Annotated in this window: 12 protein-coding genes; 9 read left to right on the forward strand and 3 right to left on the reverse strand. The window is 70.2% G+C overall.

The features are described from left to right. Positions 1-58: 58 nt before the first annotated feature. Positions 59-2806 (reverse strand): pyruvate dehydrogenase (acetyl-transferring), homodimeric type, encoded by a 2748-nt coding sequence (gene aceE, locus GHR20_RS24910; protein ID WP_153814427.1) that lies wholly within the window; start codon positions 2804-2806, stop codon positions 59-61. 460 nt (positions 2807-3266) lie between these two features. On the opposite strand from aceE, the gene GHR20_RS24915 reads away from it, so the two are divergent. The 6 genes from GHR20_RS24915 to GHR20_RS24940 all read left to right on the forward strand — a co-directional run bounded on the left by GHR20_RS24915 (position 3267) and on the right by GHR20_RS24940 (position 7691). After that, the gene (locus GHR20_RS24915; protein WP_037661542.1) at positions 3267-3704 is read left to right on the forward strand and encodes a DUF3052 domain-containing protein; all 438 of its coding nucleotides are present in this window, start codon (positions 3267-3269) and stop codon (positions 3702-3704) included. A 121-nt stretch (positions 3705-3825) separates the two neighbouring features. Continuing rightward, positions 3826-4284, forward strand: coding sequence for a peroxiredoxin (locus GHR20_RS24920; RefSeq protein WP_111582164.1), 459 nt, complete (start codon positions 3826-3828; stop codon positions 4282-4284). A 138-nt stretch (positions 4285-4422) separates the two neighbouring features. Next, the gene (locus GHR20_RS24925; protein WP_037661546.1) at positions 4423-4998 is read left to right on the forward strand and encodes a calcium homeostasis/redox stress adaptation protein; all 576 of its coding nucleotides are present in this window, start codon (positions 4423-4425) and stop codon (positions 4996-4998) included. A 97-nt stretch (positions 4999-5095) separates the two neighbouring features. After that, positions 5096-5674: a TerD family protein gene (locus GHR20_RS24930; protein WP_037661547.1), complete on the forward strand. Its 579-nt coding sequence runs from the start codon at positions 5096-5098 to the stop codon at positions 5672-5674. Between the two features lie 63 nt (positions 5675-5737). Beyond that, positions 5738-6877, forward strand: a complete 1140-nt coding sequence (locus GHR20_RS24935; protein WP_111582165.1) for a DUF475 domain-containing protein — start codon at positions 5738-5740, stop codon at positions 6875-6877. Between the two features lie 88 nt (positions 6878-6965). Further along, positions 6966-7691, forward strand: a complete 726-nt coding sequence (locus GHR20_RS24940) for a Tellurium resistance (RefSeq protein WP_111582542.1) — start codon at positions 6966-6968, stop codon at positions 7689-7691. A 22-nt stretch (positions 7692-7713) separates the two neighbouring features. Here GHR20_RS24940 and GHR20_RS24945 read toward each other — a convergent pair whose 3' ends face one another. Continuing rightward, positions 7714-8481: a TerD family protein gene (locus GHR20_RS24945; RefSeq protein WP_153814428.1), complete on the reverse strand. Its 768-nt coding sequence runs from the start codon at positions 8479-8481 to the stop codon at positions 7714-7716. A 179-nt stretch (positions 8482-8660) separates the two neighbouring features. Between GHR20_RS24945 and GHR20_RS24950 the strand changes: the two genes are divergently transcribed. The 3 genes from GHR20_RS24950 to GHR20_RS24960 are packed head-to-tail and all read left to right on the forward strand — an operon-like array spanning position 8661 to position 13173. Then, positions 8661-9827 (forward strand): HpcH/HpaI aldolase/citrate lyase family protein, encoded by a 1167-nt coding sequence (locus GHR20_RS24950; RefSeq protein WP_153814429.1) that lies wholly within the window; start codon positions 8661-8663, stop codon positions 9825-9827. 35 nt (positions 9828-9862) lie between these two features. After that, positions 9863-12358 (forward strand): phosphoribosyltransferase, encoded by a 2496-nt coding sequence (locus GHR20_RS24955; protein WP_153814430.1) that lies wholly within the window; start codon positions 9863-9865, stop codon positions 12356-12358. Next, positions 12358-13173, forward strand: coding sequence for an HAD family hydrolase (locus GHR20_RS24960; protein WP_148023893.1), 816 nt, complete (start codon positions 12358-12360; stop codon positions 13171-13173). The genes GHR20_RS24955 and GHR20_RS24960 overlap by 1 nt, the downstream gene beginning before the upstream one ends. A gap of 39 nt (positions 13174-13212) precedes the next feature. On the opposite strand, the gene GHR20_RS24965 is transcribed toward GHR20_RS24960, so the two are convergent. Continuing rightward, positions 13213-13425 carry a zinc ribbon domain-containing protein gene (locus GHR20_RS24965; protein WP_148023894.1) on the reverse strand — a complete coding sequence of 71 codons (213 nt, stop codon included), beginning with the start codon at positions 13423-13425 and terminating at the stop codon, positions 13213-13215. Between the last annotated feature and the right edge of the window lie 248 nt (positions 13426-13673).

Genomic DNA, 13673 nt, shown 5'->3' on the forward strand with positions numbered 1-13673 from the left:
TTCCCCGCGCCCCTGGAGGGGCGCTTCGCCGCGGCCGGCCCGCGCCCCTACGGCAGCGTCACGCGTCGCCCCCGGCGGCACCGGGGTGCGCCGCCGTCACGTCCAGCACCTGGTACCGGTCGATCGCCTGCTTCAGCACCGAGCGGTCCACCTGGCCGGCCTGCGCCAGCTCCGTGAGCACCGCGACCACGATCGACTGCGCGTCGATGTGGAAGAAGCGCCGCGCCGCCCCCCGCGTGTCCGCGAAGCCGAAGCCGTCCGCGCCCAGCGACTGGTACGTGCCGGGCACCCACCGCGCGATCTGGTCCGGCACCGACCGCATCCAGTCGGACACGGCCACGAACGGACCCTCCGAGCCGCTCAGCTTGCGCGTCACGTACGGCACGAGCTGCTCCTCCTCCGGGTGCAGGAGATTGTGCTGCTCGCAGGCCACCGCCTCACGCCGCAGCTCGTTCCAGGACGTCGCGGACCACACCGAGGCCCGTACGTTCCAGTCCTCGGCGAGGACGCGCTGCGCCTCCAGGGCCCACGGCACCGCGACGCCCGACGCCATGATCTGCGCCGGGATCGCCCCGCCGGGGCCGTCGGAGAGCTTGTGGATGCCCTTGACGATGCCCTCGACGTCCACCCCGGCCGGCTCCGCGGGGTGCTGGATGGGCTCGTTGTAGACGGTGAGGTAGTAGAAGACGTCCTCGCCGTGCGGGTGTTCGTCCGAGCTGCCGTACATACGGCGCAGCCCGTCCTGGACGATGTGCGCGATCTCGTAGGCGTACGCCGGGTCGTACGCGACGCACGCCGGGTTCGTGGAGGCCAGCAACTGCGAGTGCCCGTCGGCGTGTTGCAGCCCCTCGCCGGTGAGCGTCGTACGGCCCGCCGTCGCACCGAGGACGAAGCCGCGCGCCAGCTGGTCCGCCATCTGCCAGAACTGGTCGCCGGTGCGCTGGAACCCGAACATCGAGTAGAAGACGTACACCGGGATCATCGGCTCGCCGTGCGTCGCGTACGCGGAGCCCGCCGCGATCAGCGAGGCCGTGCAGCCCGCCTCGGAGATGCCGTCGTGCAGCATCTGGCCGGTCGGCGACTCCTTGTAGGCAAGCAGCAGCTCCCGGTCCACCGACTCGTACTGCTGCCCGAGCGGGTTGTAGATCTTCGCGCTCGGGAAGAAGGAGTCCATGCCGAACGTGCGGTACTCGTCCGGCGCGATCAGCACGAAGCGCCGCCCGATCTCCTTGTCCCGCATGAGGTCCTTGAGCAGCCGTACGAAGGCCATCGTGGTCGCGATGGACTGCTGACCGGTGCCCTTCTTCACGGTCGCGTACGCCTTGTCGTCCGGCAGCGCGAGCGCCTTGGAGCGCACCACGCGCGTGGGGACGTACCCGCCGAGGCCCGTGCGGCGGTCGTGCATGTACTGGATCTCCTCCGAGTCCCGCCCCGGGTGGTAGTACGGCGGCAGGCCGGACTCCAGCTCGCGGTCGGAGATCGGCAGGTGCAGCCGGTCCCGGAAGCGCTTCAGGTCGTCGACCGTCAGCTTCTTCATCTGGTGGGTCGCGTTGCGGCCCTCGAAGTTCGGGCCCAGCGTCCAGCCCTTGATCGTCTTGGCCAGGATGACCGTCGGCTGGCCCTTGTGCTCGTTGGCCGCCTTGAACGCCGCGAAGATCTTGCGGTGGTCGTGGCCGCCGCGGCCCAGGTGCAGGATCTGGTCGTCGCTCAGGTTCTCGACCATGGCGCGCAGCCGGTGGTCGTCGCCGAAGAAGTGCCGGCGGATGTAGGCGCCCGACTCGGTCGCGTACGTCTGGAACTGCCCGTCCGGCGTCATGTTCATCTTGTTGACCAGGACGCCGTCCCGGTCCTGCGCGAGCAGCGGGTCCCAGGAGCGGTCCCAGATCAGCTTGATCACATTCCAGCCGGCGCCCCGGAAGACCGACTCCAGCTCCTGGACGACCTTGCCGTTGCCGCGCACCGGGCCGTCCAGGCGCTGGAGGTTGCAGTTGACCACGAAGGTCAGGTTGTCCAGGCCCTCCCGGGCCGCGAGGGTGAGCTGGCCGAGCGACTCCGGCTCGTCCATCTCGCCGTCGCCCAGGAACGCCCACACATGCGACTTGGAGGTGTCCGCGATGCCGCGCGCCTCCATGTAGCGGTTCATCCGCGCCTGGTAGATCGCGCCCAGCGGGCCGAGGCCCATGGAGACCGTCGGGAACTCCCAGAAGTCCGGCATGGAGCGCGGGTGGGGGTAGCTGGACAGTCCGTTCGGGTACGCCGACTTCTCCTGGCGGAAGCCGTCCAGCTGGTTCTCGGTGAGCCGGTCCAGCAGATAGGCACGGGCGTAGATGCCGGGGGAGGCATGGCCCTGGAAGAAGACCTGGTCGCCGCCGTCGCCCTCGTCCTTGCCGCGGAAGAAGTGGTTGAAGCCCACGTCGTACAGGGACGCCGAGGAGGCGAAGGTGGCGATGTGGCCGCCCACGCCGATGCCGGGGCGCTGGGCGCGCGAGACCATCACGGCCGCGTTCCAGCGCGTCGCGTTCAGAATCCTGCGCTCGATCTCCTCGTTGCCCGGGAAGAACGGCTCGCTCTTGGTCGGGATCGTGTTCACGTAGTCCGTGCTGCGCATCTCGGGCACGGCCACGCGCTTCTCGCGGGCCCGCTCGATCAGCCGCAGCATGAGATAGCGCGCCCGCTCACGGCCGCGCTCGTCCACGACGGCGTCCAGGGAGTCGAGCCACTCCTGGGTCTCTTCGGGATCAAAGTCAGGCACCTGACTCGGAAGGCCGCCAATGATGATCGGGGTGCGATCGGATCCGGAAGCCACGCTGTTCCTTACCTGTCGGAGGGCCGGTTGTCGCTGCTCGTGCCTACTGCTCGTCAGCGCTGCCGCTCATGCCTACTGCCAGTGCCCGCGCCGTTCCCCATCGTGTACCTCGGGGGGACGCCCGTCATCTCCACCTGCGCCACCCCGCGTACCGCCGGAGCACACCGCCGGTCAAAACGCAACGATACGCCCGGGGTGTGACGCGCTTGGCAAAGTTGTTCGATGGTTCCGGCCGCGGATGATTCCGCTGAGCGCAAACCGGGCACATGCGGGTGATGTGGGTGGCGAGGAATCGAGATACGGTGCCAGGAGTTGCCACGACACGGCCGGTATCGTCACCGTTTCGACGGCCGGGACGGCCGGGTACTTGCGCTATCCGCCCCGCCCGTGTGGACTACGGCCAATGCTTCGCGCACGCGCGTGGCTGAGATATTCACCAGACATGATCAGGAGGCAACCCGTGAGCGCGACCGCGGACCACGCGGAGGAGCGGACGAACCCTGCCGCCAGGCTGGGGTTCCAGCCCGGACAGGTGGTCCAGGAGATCGGCTACGACGACGACGTCGACCAGGAACTCCGCCAGGCCATCGAGGAAGCCGTCGAGGGCGACCTGATGGACGAGGAATACGACGACGTGGCCGATGCCGTCGTGCTCTGGTTCCGGGACGACGACGGCGACCTGACGGATGCGCTGGTGGACGCCACCACGTACATCGAAGAGGGCGGCGCGATTCTGCTCCTCACGCCGAAGACCGGCCGTTCGGGATACGTCGAGCCGAGCGACATCTCGGAAGCCGCGACGACGGCCGGCCTGACCGCCGCGAAGAGCGTCAGCGTCGGCAAGGACTGGAGCGGCAGCCGGCTGGCCACGCCGAAGGCGGCCAAGTCGAAGCGGTGACCGCGACCGGACGGGCCGGATCTCGCCCCGGCCCGTCCGGACCCCAGGTGATCGCTGCGTAGGGTGGATCAGAGCGTTTGCTGTGCTCTCACCCGAACAGCCCACCGAAGGGAAGCACGACATGGCGATCCAGGTCGGCGACAAGGCACCCGACTTCGAGCTCAAGGACAACCACGGCCGCACGGTGCGGCTCGCCGACTTCCGCGGCGAGAAGAACGTGGTCCTGCTCTTCTACCCCTTCGCCTTCACCGGCGTGTGCACCGGCGAGCTGTGCGAGCTGCGCGACAACCTGCCGAGGTTCGCCGACCGCGACACCCAGCTGCTCGCCGTCTCGAACGACTCCATCCACAGCCTGCGCGTCTTCGCCGAGCAGGAGGGCCTGGAGTATCCGCTGCTCAGCGACTTCTGGCCGCATGGCAACGTCTCGCGCGACTACGGCGTCTTCGACGAGGACAAGGGCTGCGCGGTGCGGGGCACCTTCATCATCGACAAGGACGGCGTCGTGCGCTGGACCGTGGTCAACGGGCTGCCGGACGCGCGCGACCTGAACGAGTACGTGAAGGCGCTCGACACCCTCTAGTCGGCCGGTCGGCCGAACCTGTGATTCTTCGGGTCCAGGGTCTGCGGGGGGCGGGAACTCGTCACTAGGATCGGCTCGTTGATCCCATATCCGAAGCACGACGGGGCTCCCCGCCCCTCGACACCACATGGAGGACTCGTGGGAGTCAGCCTCAGCAAGGGCGGCAACGTCTCGCTGACCAAGGAGGCCCCGGGCCTGACCGCCGTCATCGTCGGACTGGGCTGGGACGTGCGCACCACGACCGGCACCGACTTCGACCTCGACGCGAGCGCGCTGCTGCTGAACAACTCCGGCAAGGTCATCAGCGACCAGCACTTCGTCTTCTTCAACAACCTCAAGAGCCCCGACGGCTCCGTGGAGCACACCGGCGACAACATCACCGGTGAGGGCGAGGGCGACGACGAACAGATCAAGATCAACCTCGCCGGCGTGCCCGCCGACGTGGACAAGATCGTGTTCCCGGTGTCGATCTACGACGCCGAGAACCGCCAGCAGTCCTTCGGCCAGGTGCGCAACGCGTTCATCCGCGTCGTCAACCAGGCCGGCGAGGCCGAGATCGCCCGCTACGACCTCAGCGAGGACGCCTCCACCGAGACCGCCATGGTCTTCGGCGAGCTGTACCGCAACGGCGCGGAGTGGAAGTTCCGCGCCATCGGCCAGGGCTACGCGTCCGGGCTGCGCGGCATCGCCCAGGACTTCGGCGTCAACGTCTGACGTCCGTCAGCTGGGACACCGTCCGGCGCCGCGCCGTTTACGGCCGGCGCCGGACGCGCAGGAAACAGGAAGCACTGTCAGGGGAGGACCAGCAATCATGGGCGTGACGCTCGCCAAGGGAGGCAATGTCTCCCTCTCCAAGGCCGCACCGAACCTCACCAACGTCATGATCGGGCTCGGCTGGGACGCGCGCTCCACCACCGGCGCCCCCTTCGACCTGGACGCCAGCGCGCTGCTGTGCGGCGCCAACAACCGGGTGATGGGCGACGAGTGGTTCGTCTTCTACAACCAGCTCAAGAGCCCGGACGGTTCGGTCGAGCACACCGGCGACAACCTCACGGGTGAGGGCGAGGGCGACGACGAGTCGATCCTGGTGGACCTCCCCAAGGTCCCGCCCCAGTGCGAGAAGATCATCTTCCCGGTCTCCATCCATATGGCCGACGAGCGCGGACAGACCTTCGGACAGGTCTCCAACGCCTTCATCCGGGTCGTCAACCAGTCGGACGGTCAAGAACTCGCCCGGTACGACCTCAGCGAGGACGCCTCCACCGAAACCGCCATGATCTTCGGCGAGCTGTACCGCTACCAGGGCGAATGGAAATTCCGGGCGGTCGGTCAGGGGTACGCGTCGGGACTGCGCGGCATCGCTCTAGACTTTGGGGTCAACGTTTCGTAAAGCCGTGCTCGGCGCGGGGGAGACCCTCATGGGAGGCGCCCCCACAACACGATGGGGTAACCAGTGCTACTGAAAACCTTCGGCTGGTCGTTCGCGGTCACCGCGATCGGCCTGGTCGCCGCCGTCCTCTACGGGGGGTGGGAGGCGTTCGGGGTGGTGGCGATCCTCGCCGTCCTGGAGATCTCGCTGTCCTTCGACAACGCGGTGGTCAACGCCGGGATCCTGAAGAAGATGAACGCCTTCTGGCAGAAGATCTTCCTCACGGTGGGCGTCCTCATCGCCGTCTTCGGCATGCGGCTGGTCTTCCCCGTCGTCATCGTGGCCATCACCGCCAAGCTCAACCCGATCGACGCGGTGCACCTCGCCTTCGCCGACAAGGACCGCTACCAGCAGCTGGTCACCGACGCCCACCCGGCGATCGCGGCCTTCGGCGGCATGTTCCTGCTGATGATCTTCCTGGACTTCATCTTCGAGGACCGGGACATAAAGTGGCTCCAGTGGATCGAGCGTCCGCTGGCCAAGCTCGGCAAGGTCGACATGCTGTCGGTCTGCATCGCCCTGATCGTCCTGCTGATCACCTCTTTCACCTTCGCCACCCACGCCCACCAGCACGGCGGCGCGCACATCGACAAGGCGCAGACGGTCCTGATCTCCGGCATCGCCGGTCTGATCACGTACATGATCGTCGGCGGTCTCTCCGGCTTCTTCGAGGACCGGCTCGAGGAAGAGGAGGAGCGCGAGCACGAGGAGGAGGAAGAGGCCGCCCGCACCGGCAAGAAGAAGTCGGCCGTCCTGCTGGCCGGCCAGGCCGCGTTCTTCATGTTCCTCTACCTGGAGGTCCTGGACGCGTCCTTCTCCTTCGACGGTGTGATCGGCGCCTTCGCCATCACCAACGACATCGTGATGATGGCCCTGGGCCTCGGCATCGGCGCGATGTACGTCCGTTCGCTCACCGTCTACCTGGTCCGCCAGGGCACCCTCGACGACTACGTCTACCTGGAGCACGGCGCCCACTACGCGATCGGCGCCCTGGCCATCATCCTGATGGTCACCATCCAGTACCAGATCAACGAGGTGATCACCGGCCTCGTCGGCGTCGTCCTGATCGCCCTGTCCTTCTGGTCCTCCGTACGAAGGAACCGGGCCCTCGCGGCGGCCGAAGGCGGCACCGGGGAGAAGGCCGAGGTCTCCTCCGGGGTGTGACACCCTGATCCATGAGGAACGCTCTGTGCGGGGCGGCGGGCACGGCCGCCGCCCCGCACGCATGCGGACGACGACCTGGGGGCGGGACATGGGCTTCTTCGACGGACTGCTGGGCGCACGCGCGGTCGACTTCGACTCCGGCAACGCCGCCAACGCCATCGAGCTCACCAAGCGGCGCCAGTCGGCCTCCCTCACCAAGCAGGGCGCGGCCACCGGGCATCTGCGGGTCAACCTCACCTGGCGGATGCGCACCTCCGACTTCGGCGCACAGCGCCCCAGCCTGCTGCGGCACCCCCTCAAGGCCCTCAAGCCGCCGGAGATCCAGGGCCACGGGCAGAGCATGGTCGACGTCGACCTCGACCTGGGCTGCCTGTACGAACTGGCCGACGGCACCAAGGGCGTCGTACAGCCGCTGGGCGACTACCTGGGCGACATCAACGCGGTGCCGTACATCAAGATCAGCGGTGACGACCGGTTCGGCTCGGGCTCCGGCGAGACGATGTACATCAACCTCGACCACCGCGAGTCCATCAAACGCATCCTGGTCTTCGTCTACATCTACGACCAGACCCCGGCGTTCGACCGCACGCACGCCATCGTCACCCTGTACCCCAGCAGCGGCCCCCGGCTGGAGATCAGCCTGGACGAGCGCCACCCCCAGGCCCGCTCCTGCGCCGTCCTGCTCATCGAGAACGTCAAGGGCGAGCTGATGGTCCGCCGCGAGGTCAAGTTCGTCTACGGCTTCCAGGCCGAGCTGGACCGGCTGTACGGATGGGGGCTCCAGTGGGGCCGGGGCTACAAGGCGAAGGTCTGACCTCCGCCGGCGCTCGGGGCCGCTACCGCCCGATGAACTGCGGCCCCTGCGGCGGCAGCCGGAAGCCCGGGTCCGGGGCGAAGGGCGCGGGTACGGGCTGCGGATAGCCGTACACCGGGGCCGAGGCCGGCGGCGGGAACCCGTATCCCGGCTGCGGCGGCACCGCCGACGTGGGCTGCTCCGGGGGCAGCGGCCGGGACACCGTGACGCCCTCGTCCGCCGCGGGCTCCGCGGCCGTCGGCTCCTCCGACTCGTCCACCGAGATGCCGAAGTCCGTGGCCAGTCCCTTGAGGCCATTGGAATAGCCCTCGCCCAGCGCCCGGAACTTCCAGCCCTCCCCGCGGCGGTACAGCTCACCGCAGATCATCGCCGTCTCCGCGCCGGTCTCCGGCTTGATCTCGAACTCCGCCCACGGCTCACCGTCGGCGACGGCGGCGTCGTACAGCGCGATGCTCAGGTTCGGCACCCGGTCGAAGGTGACCCCGTCCGCGGACGCGACCAGCAGAATCCGGCCGATCTCCGGCTCGACCCCCGTCAGCTCCGACTGGATCGTGTCGGTCAGCCCCTCGGTGACCCGCTTCTTGCCCAGCCGCCACACCTTGCCCGAGGGATGCCGGGGCTGGTTGTAGAACACGAAGTCCTCGTCCGAGCGCACACGGCCGCCGGCGCCCAGCAGCAGCGCCGAGGCGTCCACGTCCGGGACCGACGTCCCCGGCGTCCAGCGCAGCACGGCGCGCACCGTGGTGGCCTCCAGCGGGACGTTCGACCCCTTCAGCATCGCGTGCGTCATGCCGTCATCCTGCCCTCTCGGTCCTGGCCACGACAATGCGGGGGGTGCCCGTGACCGACACAGTGGAGTTACCGGAAATTCACGCCAGGAGGGAACTTCGGACAGGTCACCCTACGTACTATTACCGGCCACCCTTTACCGAATCCTCAATCCCGGGTCGCACCTCTTGGGGGAGTCCTATGCGTCATTTCGGGCATATCGCCCCCGAGGTCCGGCAGCGCCTCTTCCATCGGGAGCCGTGCGCGTTCACCGCCGACTCCCCGGCCCGGCTGCTGGCCGCCGCCCTCGGCGCCACGCTGTACAGCCCGGCCACCCGGCCCCGGCTCGCCGACGACATCCTCCGGCAGGCGGGCAACGGCGTGGTCTCCATGGTGCTGTGCCTGGAGGACTCCATCGGCGACGCGGACGTACCGGCCGGTGAGGAGAACCTGGTCCGGCAGTTCGCCGACCTCGGCTCCCGGGCGGACGCCGAGCCCCCGCTGCTGTTCATCCGGGTGCGCACCCCCGAGCAGATCCCCGACCTCGTCCGCCGCCTCGGCCCCTCCGTGCGGCTGCTGTCCGGATTCGTACTGCCCAAGTTCACCGGGGAGCGCGGCCTGTCCTTCCTGGAGGCCCTGACCGCCGCCGAGGCCGAAGCCGGGCGCCGGCTCTTCGCCATGCCGGTCCTGGAGTCCCCGGAGCTGCTCTACCGCGAGTCGCGCGTGGAGACCCTGGAGGGCATCTTCCGCACCGTGGACAAGTACCGCGACCGCGTCCTCGCGCTGCGCCTCGGCGTCACCGACTTCTGCTCCTCCTACGGCCTGCGCCGCGCCCCCGACATGACCGCCTACGACGTCCAGGTCGTCGCCTCCGTCATCGCCGACGTGGTGAACATGCTGGGCCGCGCCGACGGCACCGGATTCACGGTCACCGGGCCCGTGTGGGAGTACTTCCGCCTCTCCGAGCGCATGTTCAAACCCCAGCTGCGGCAGAGCCCCTTCCTGGAGGTGCGGGCCGCCGAGCTGCGCGCGAAGCTGCTGGAGCACGCCATGGACGGGCTGCTGCGCGAGATCTCCCTCGACCAGGCCAACGGCCTGCTCGGCAAGACCTGCATCCACCCCTCCCATGTGCTGCCCGTGCACACGCTGTCCGTGGTCAGCCACGAGGAGTACAGCGACGCCCAGGACATCCTGCGGCCGGAACGCGGCGGCGGGGGCGTCCTCAGGTCCGCCTATACGAACAAGATGAACGAGGTGAAACCCCACCGCGCCTGGGCCGAGCGGACCCTGCTGCGCGCGGAGGTGTTCGGCGTCGCGCACGAGGACGTCAACTTCGTGGAACTGCTCGCCGCCGGCATACCCGACTGACCTCTCCCGCACCGGGAGACGCATCCAAGGAACGCATGAACAACGCAGTGAACGACGGGGTCTGGTCCGGCAGCTGGGTCGCCGAGCGACTCGGGGTCGGACTCCGGGGCGACGACGGAGTGGGCGGCGAGGAGCTGCGGGCCATGCTGGGCCTCGCCCTGCGCCGCAACCCCAAGCGGGCCCATCTGCTGGTCTCCCACGTGCTCGGCAAGCACGTACCGCAGACACCCTCGGTGGTGTACGGCCATGGGGTGCGGCTCGGCCGGCGGGTGCACGCGCTGCTCGGTGCGCGGGAGGCGGCCCGCGCGGTCGTCCTCGGGTACGCGGAGACCGCGACCGGCCTCGGGCACGCGGTGGCCGACGGGCTCGGCACGGCGCCGTATCTGCACTCCACCCGCCGGCCGGTCGCCGGGGTGGCCCCCGCGGGCGGGTTCGAGGAGGCGCACTCGCACGCCACGTCGCATCTGCTGCTGCCCTCGGATCCCGCGCTGCTGGCCGGGGACGGGCCGCTGGTGCTGGTGGACGACGAGTTCTCCACCGGGAACACGGTGCTGAACACGATCCGCGATCTGCACGCCCGGCACCCCCGGGCGCGGTACGCGGTGGTCGCGCTGGTGGACATGCGCTCGGCGCGGGACGTCCGGCGGCTGGAGGAGTTCGCGGCGGAGATCGGGGCGCGGGTGGATCTCGTCGCCGCGGCCTCGGGGACGGTACTGCTTCCGGAGGGCGTGCTGGAGAAGGGGCAGGAGCTGGTCGCGCGGTACGAGGCCGGGGACGGGCCGGACGCGGTCGCGCGCGCCCGGGCGGCGGAGCCCCGGCCTGTCCCGCCCCGCGCCCCCGGGACCGTGGACCTCGGCTGGCCCGCCGGTCTGCCCGACGGCGGCCGGCACGGATTCACCCCCGCCCACCGCGCCCGCCTCGAAGCCGCCCTCCCCGCGATGGCCGGCCGCATCGCCGACGCCCTCCCCGCCGGCGCCCGCGACGTCCTCGTCCTCGGCTCCGAGGAGCTGATGTACGCCCCCCTGCGGCTCGCCGGTGAGCTGGAGCGGACGCGGGACGGCGCGGTGCGGTTCTCCACCACCACACGCTCGCCCGTGCTCGCGGTGGACGACCCCGGCTACGCGATCCGCAGCCGCATCGTCTTCCCGGCGCACGACGACCCGGCCGACGGGCCCGGCGAGCGGTACGCCTACAACGTGGCGGGCGGCGGATTCGACGCCGTCGTCGCCGTGGTCGACTCGGCCGGCGACACCCCCGCGCTGCACGTTCCGGACGGGCTGCTCGCGCGGCTCGCCGAGCAGGTGCCGCACGTCCTGCTCGCGGTCGTCCCCTCCTACGTCCCCGCGCCCCCGCACGCTCCCGAAAGGCCGGCCATGCTGCCCGAGCCCCTCCGCGGCCCCGCGTTCTCCTCGTACCCGCCCGAGGAGGTCGGCTGGCTGCTCCAGGACCTCTCCGACGTCACCCTGGAGGCGCCGACCGAGGAGCGGGAGGAGGCCATCCAGAGCGGCGGGGCGCACTACGCCGAGTCGCTGCCGGTGGAGTACCAGCCCAGCGCCCAGTACCAGGAGTTGTTCCACGCGGCCCTCGACACCTCGGCCGCGCGGATCGCCCGCGCCGTCGGCGTGGTCACCGACACGGTCCTCGGCGAGAGGTCGCCGCGCCCGGTGCTGGTGTCGCTGGCCCGCGCCGGAACCCCGGTCGGTGTGCTGATGCGCCGCTGGGCGCACTTCCGGCACGGCCTCGAACTGCCGCACTACGCCGTGTCCATCGTGCGCGGCCGGGGCATCGACGCCACCGCGCTGCGCTGGCTCGCCGCCCACCACGACCCCAGGGACGTGGTGTTCGTGGACGGCTGGACCGGCAAGGGCGCCATCACCCGCGAACTCGCCCAGGCCATCGAGGAGTTCGAGAAGGCGGAGGGCGTCAGCGGGTTCGACCCGGAGATAGCCGTCCTCGCCGACCCCGGCTCCTGTGTGCGCACCTACGGCACCCGCGAGGACTTCCTCATCCCCTCCGCCTGCCTCAACTCGACCGTCTCCGGGCTCATTTCGCGTACGGTCCTGCGCGCCGACCTGGTCGGCCCGGACGACTTCCACGGCGCGAAGTTCTACCGCGAACTCGCGGACGCCGACGTCTCCGTGGCCTTCCTCGACGCCGTCGAGGCACGCTTCCCCGAGGTCGCCGACGGTGTGGCGGAGGCCGTCAAGGAACTGCTGGCCGAGGACCGCACCCCGACCTGGGCGGGCTGGCGGGCCGTCGAGCGGATCAGCGAGGAGTACGGCATCCACGACGTGAACCTCGTCAAGCCGGGCGTCGGCGAGACCACCCGGGTGCTGCTGCGCCGGGTGCCCTGGAAGATCCTCGCGCACAAGGGCGCGGGCGCCGACCTGGACCATGTCCGGCTGCTCGCCGAGCAGCGCGGGGTGCCGGTCGAGGAGGTGGACGAACTGCCGTACACCTGCGTCGGGTTGATCCACCCCCGCTACACGCGCGGGGCGACCGGCGCCGACGGCAGGGCGGTGAACGGCTGATGCCGGTACTGGTGGCGAGCGACCTCGACCGGACGCTGATCTACTCCTCGGCGGCCCTCGCGCTGACCATGCCGGACGCCCGCGCGCCCCGGCTGCTGTGCGTGGAGGTGCACGAGAGCAGGCCGCTGTCGTACCTGACGGAGACGGCGGCGCAGCTGCTGACCGACCTCGGGGACGCGGCCGTGTTCGTGCCGACCACGACCCGGACCCGCAAGCAGTACCAGCGCATCAACCTGCCGGGCCCGCAGCCCGCGTTCGCGATCTGCGCCAACGGCGGCCATCTGCTCGTCGACGGCGTCACCGACCACGACTGGCACGCCCGGGTGCTGGCCCGGCTCGCCGACGAGTGCGCTCCGCTGGCCGAGGTCCAGGAGCATCTGACGCGCGCCGCCGACCCGGTGTGGCTGCGCAAGCAGCGGGTCGCCGAGGACCTGTTCGCCTACCTCGTCCTCGAGCGCGAGCTGCTGCCCGAGGACTGGGTGAAGGAGCTGGCCGCCTGGGCCGAGGGCCGCGGCTGGACCGTCTCGCTCCAGGGCCGCAAGCTCTACGCCGTGCCGAGGCCGCTCACCAAGAGCGCCGCCGTCCGCGAGGTGGCCCGCCGCACCGGCGCGGAGCTGACCCTGGCCGCAGGTGACTCCCTGCTGGACGCCGATCTCCTGCTGGCCGCGGACCGGGGCTGGCGGCCGGGCCACGGCGAGCTGGCGGACACCGGATGGCTGGCGCCGGGGATCAGCGCGCTGCCGGAGCGGGGGGTGCTGGCGGGGGAGCGCATCCTGAGAGAGTTCCTGAAGGCGACGCGCACGGCCGCCCCGTAGGTGACCCCCGGTGGGGGCCCGGTGGGGCCCCGGCCGGGGTCAGCCGCAGCAGCCCCCGCCGCAGCAGCCACCGCCCCCCTGGGGCGCGGAGGCCGAGGACGGGGCCGAACCGCCCACCGCGACCGTGGACAGCAGCTTCACCGTGTCCGCGTGCCCGGCGGGGCACTGGGCCGGGGCCGCCGACTCCGACATCGGCCGGCTCAGTTCGAACGTGTCGCCGCAGCTCCGGCAGCGGTATTCATAGCGAGGCATGAGCACAGCGTAACCGTGGGGGCAAACGTGGCGTCTCAATGTTTGATGAGTGTTGGGATGCACCAGGTACTCGTGCGGAGGAATCGAAAACTTCGCTGATAACTTGTGAACGCCGTAGCGAGGACGCTCAGCTCACCGCGCGAGCAGGAGCGAGTGCGGAGGGGAGACGCATAGTGACCGATGCGTCGCAAGGGGAGGGCCGTTCCGGCCAGGGCGAGCAGCCGCTCGACGCCGACCGGACCCTGCAT

This window comes from Streptomyces sp. SUK 48, assembly GCF_009650765.1.
GTDB lineage: Bacteria > Actinomycetota > Actinomycetes > Streptomycetales > Streptomycetaceae > Streptomyces.

Excerpts from the sequence above, each read along its gene's own strand:
- GHR20_RS24920 (WP_111582164.1), top strand. The coding sequence starts at position 3,826 with ATGGCGATCCAGGTCGGCGACAAGGCACCCGACTTCGAGCTCAAGGAC.
- GHR20_RS24930 (WP_037661547.1), top strand. The coding sequence starts at position 5,096 with ATGGGCGTGACGCTCGCCAAGGGAGGCAATGTCTCCCTCTCCAAGGCC.
- GHR20_RS24940 (WP_111582542.1), top strand. The coding sequence starts at position 6,966 with ATGGGCTTCTTCGACGGACTGCTGGGCGCACGCGCGGTCGACTTCGAC.
- GHR20_RS24945 (WP_153814428.1), bottom strand. The coding sequence starts at position 8,481 with ATGACGCACGCGATGCTGAAGGGGTCGAACGTCCCGCTGGAGGCCACC.
- GHR20_RS24950 (WP_153814429.1), top strand. The coding sequence starts at position 8,661 with ATGCGTCATTTCGGGCATATCGCCCCCGAGGTCCGGCAGCGCCTCTTC.
- GHR20_RS24955 (WP_153814430.1), top strand. The coding sequence starts at position 9,863 with ATGAACAACGCAGTGAACGACGGGGTCTGGTCCGGCAGCTGGGTCGCC.
- GHR20_RS24960 (WP_148023893.1), top strand. The coding sequence starts at position 12,358 with ATGCCGGTACTGGTGGCGAGCGACCTCGACCGGACGCTGATCTACTCC.
- GHR20_RS24965 (WP_148023894.1), bottom strand. The coding sequence starts at position 13,425 with ATGCCTCGCTATGAATACCGCTGCCGGAGCTGCGGCGACACGTTCGAA.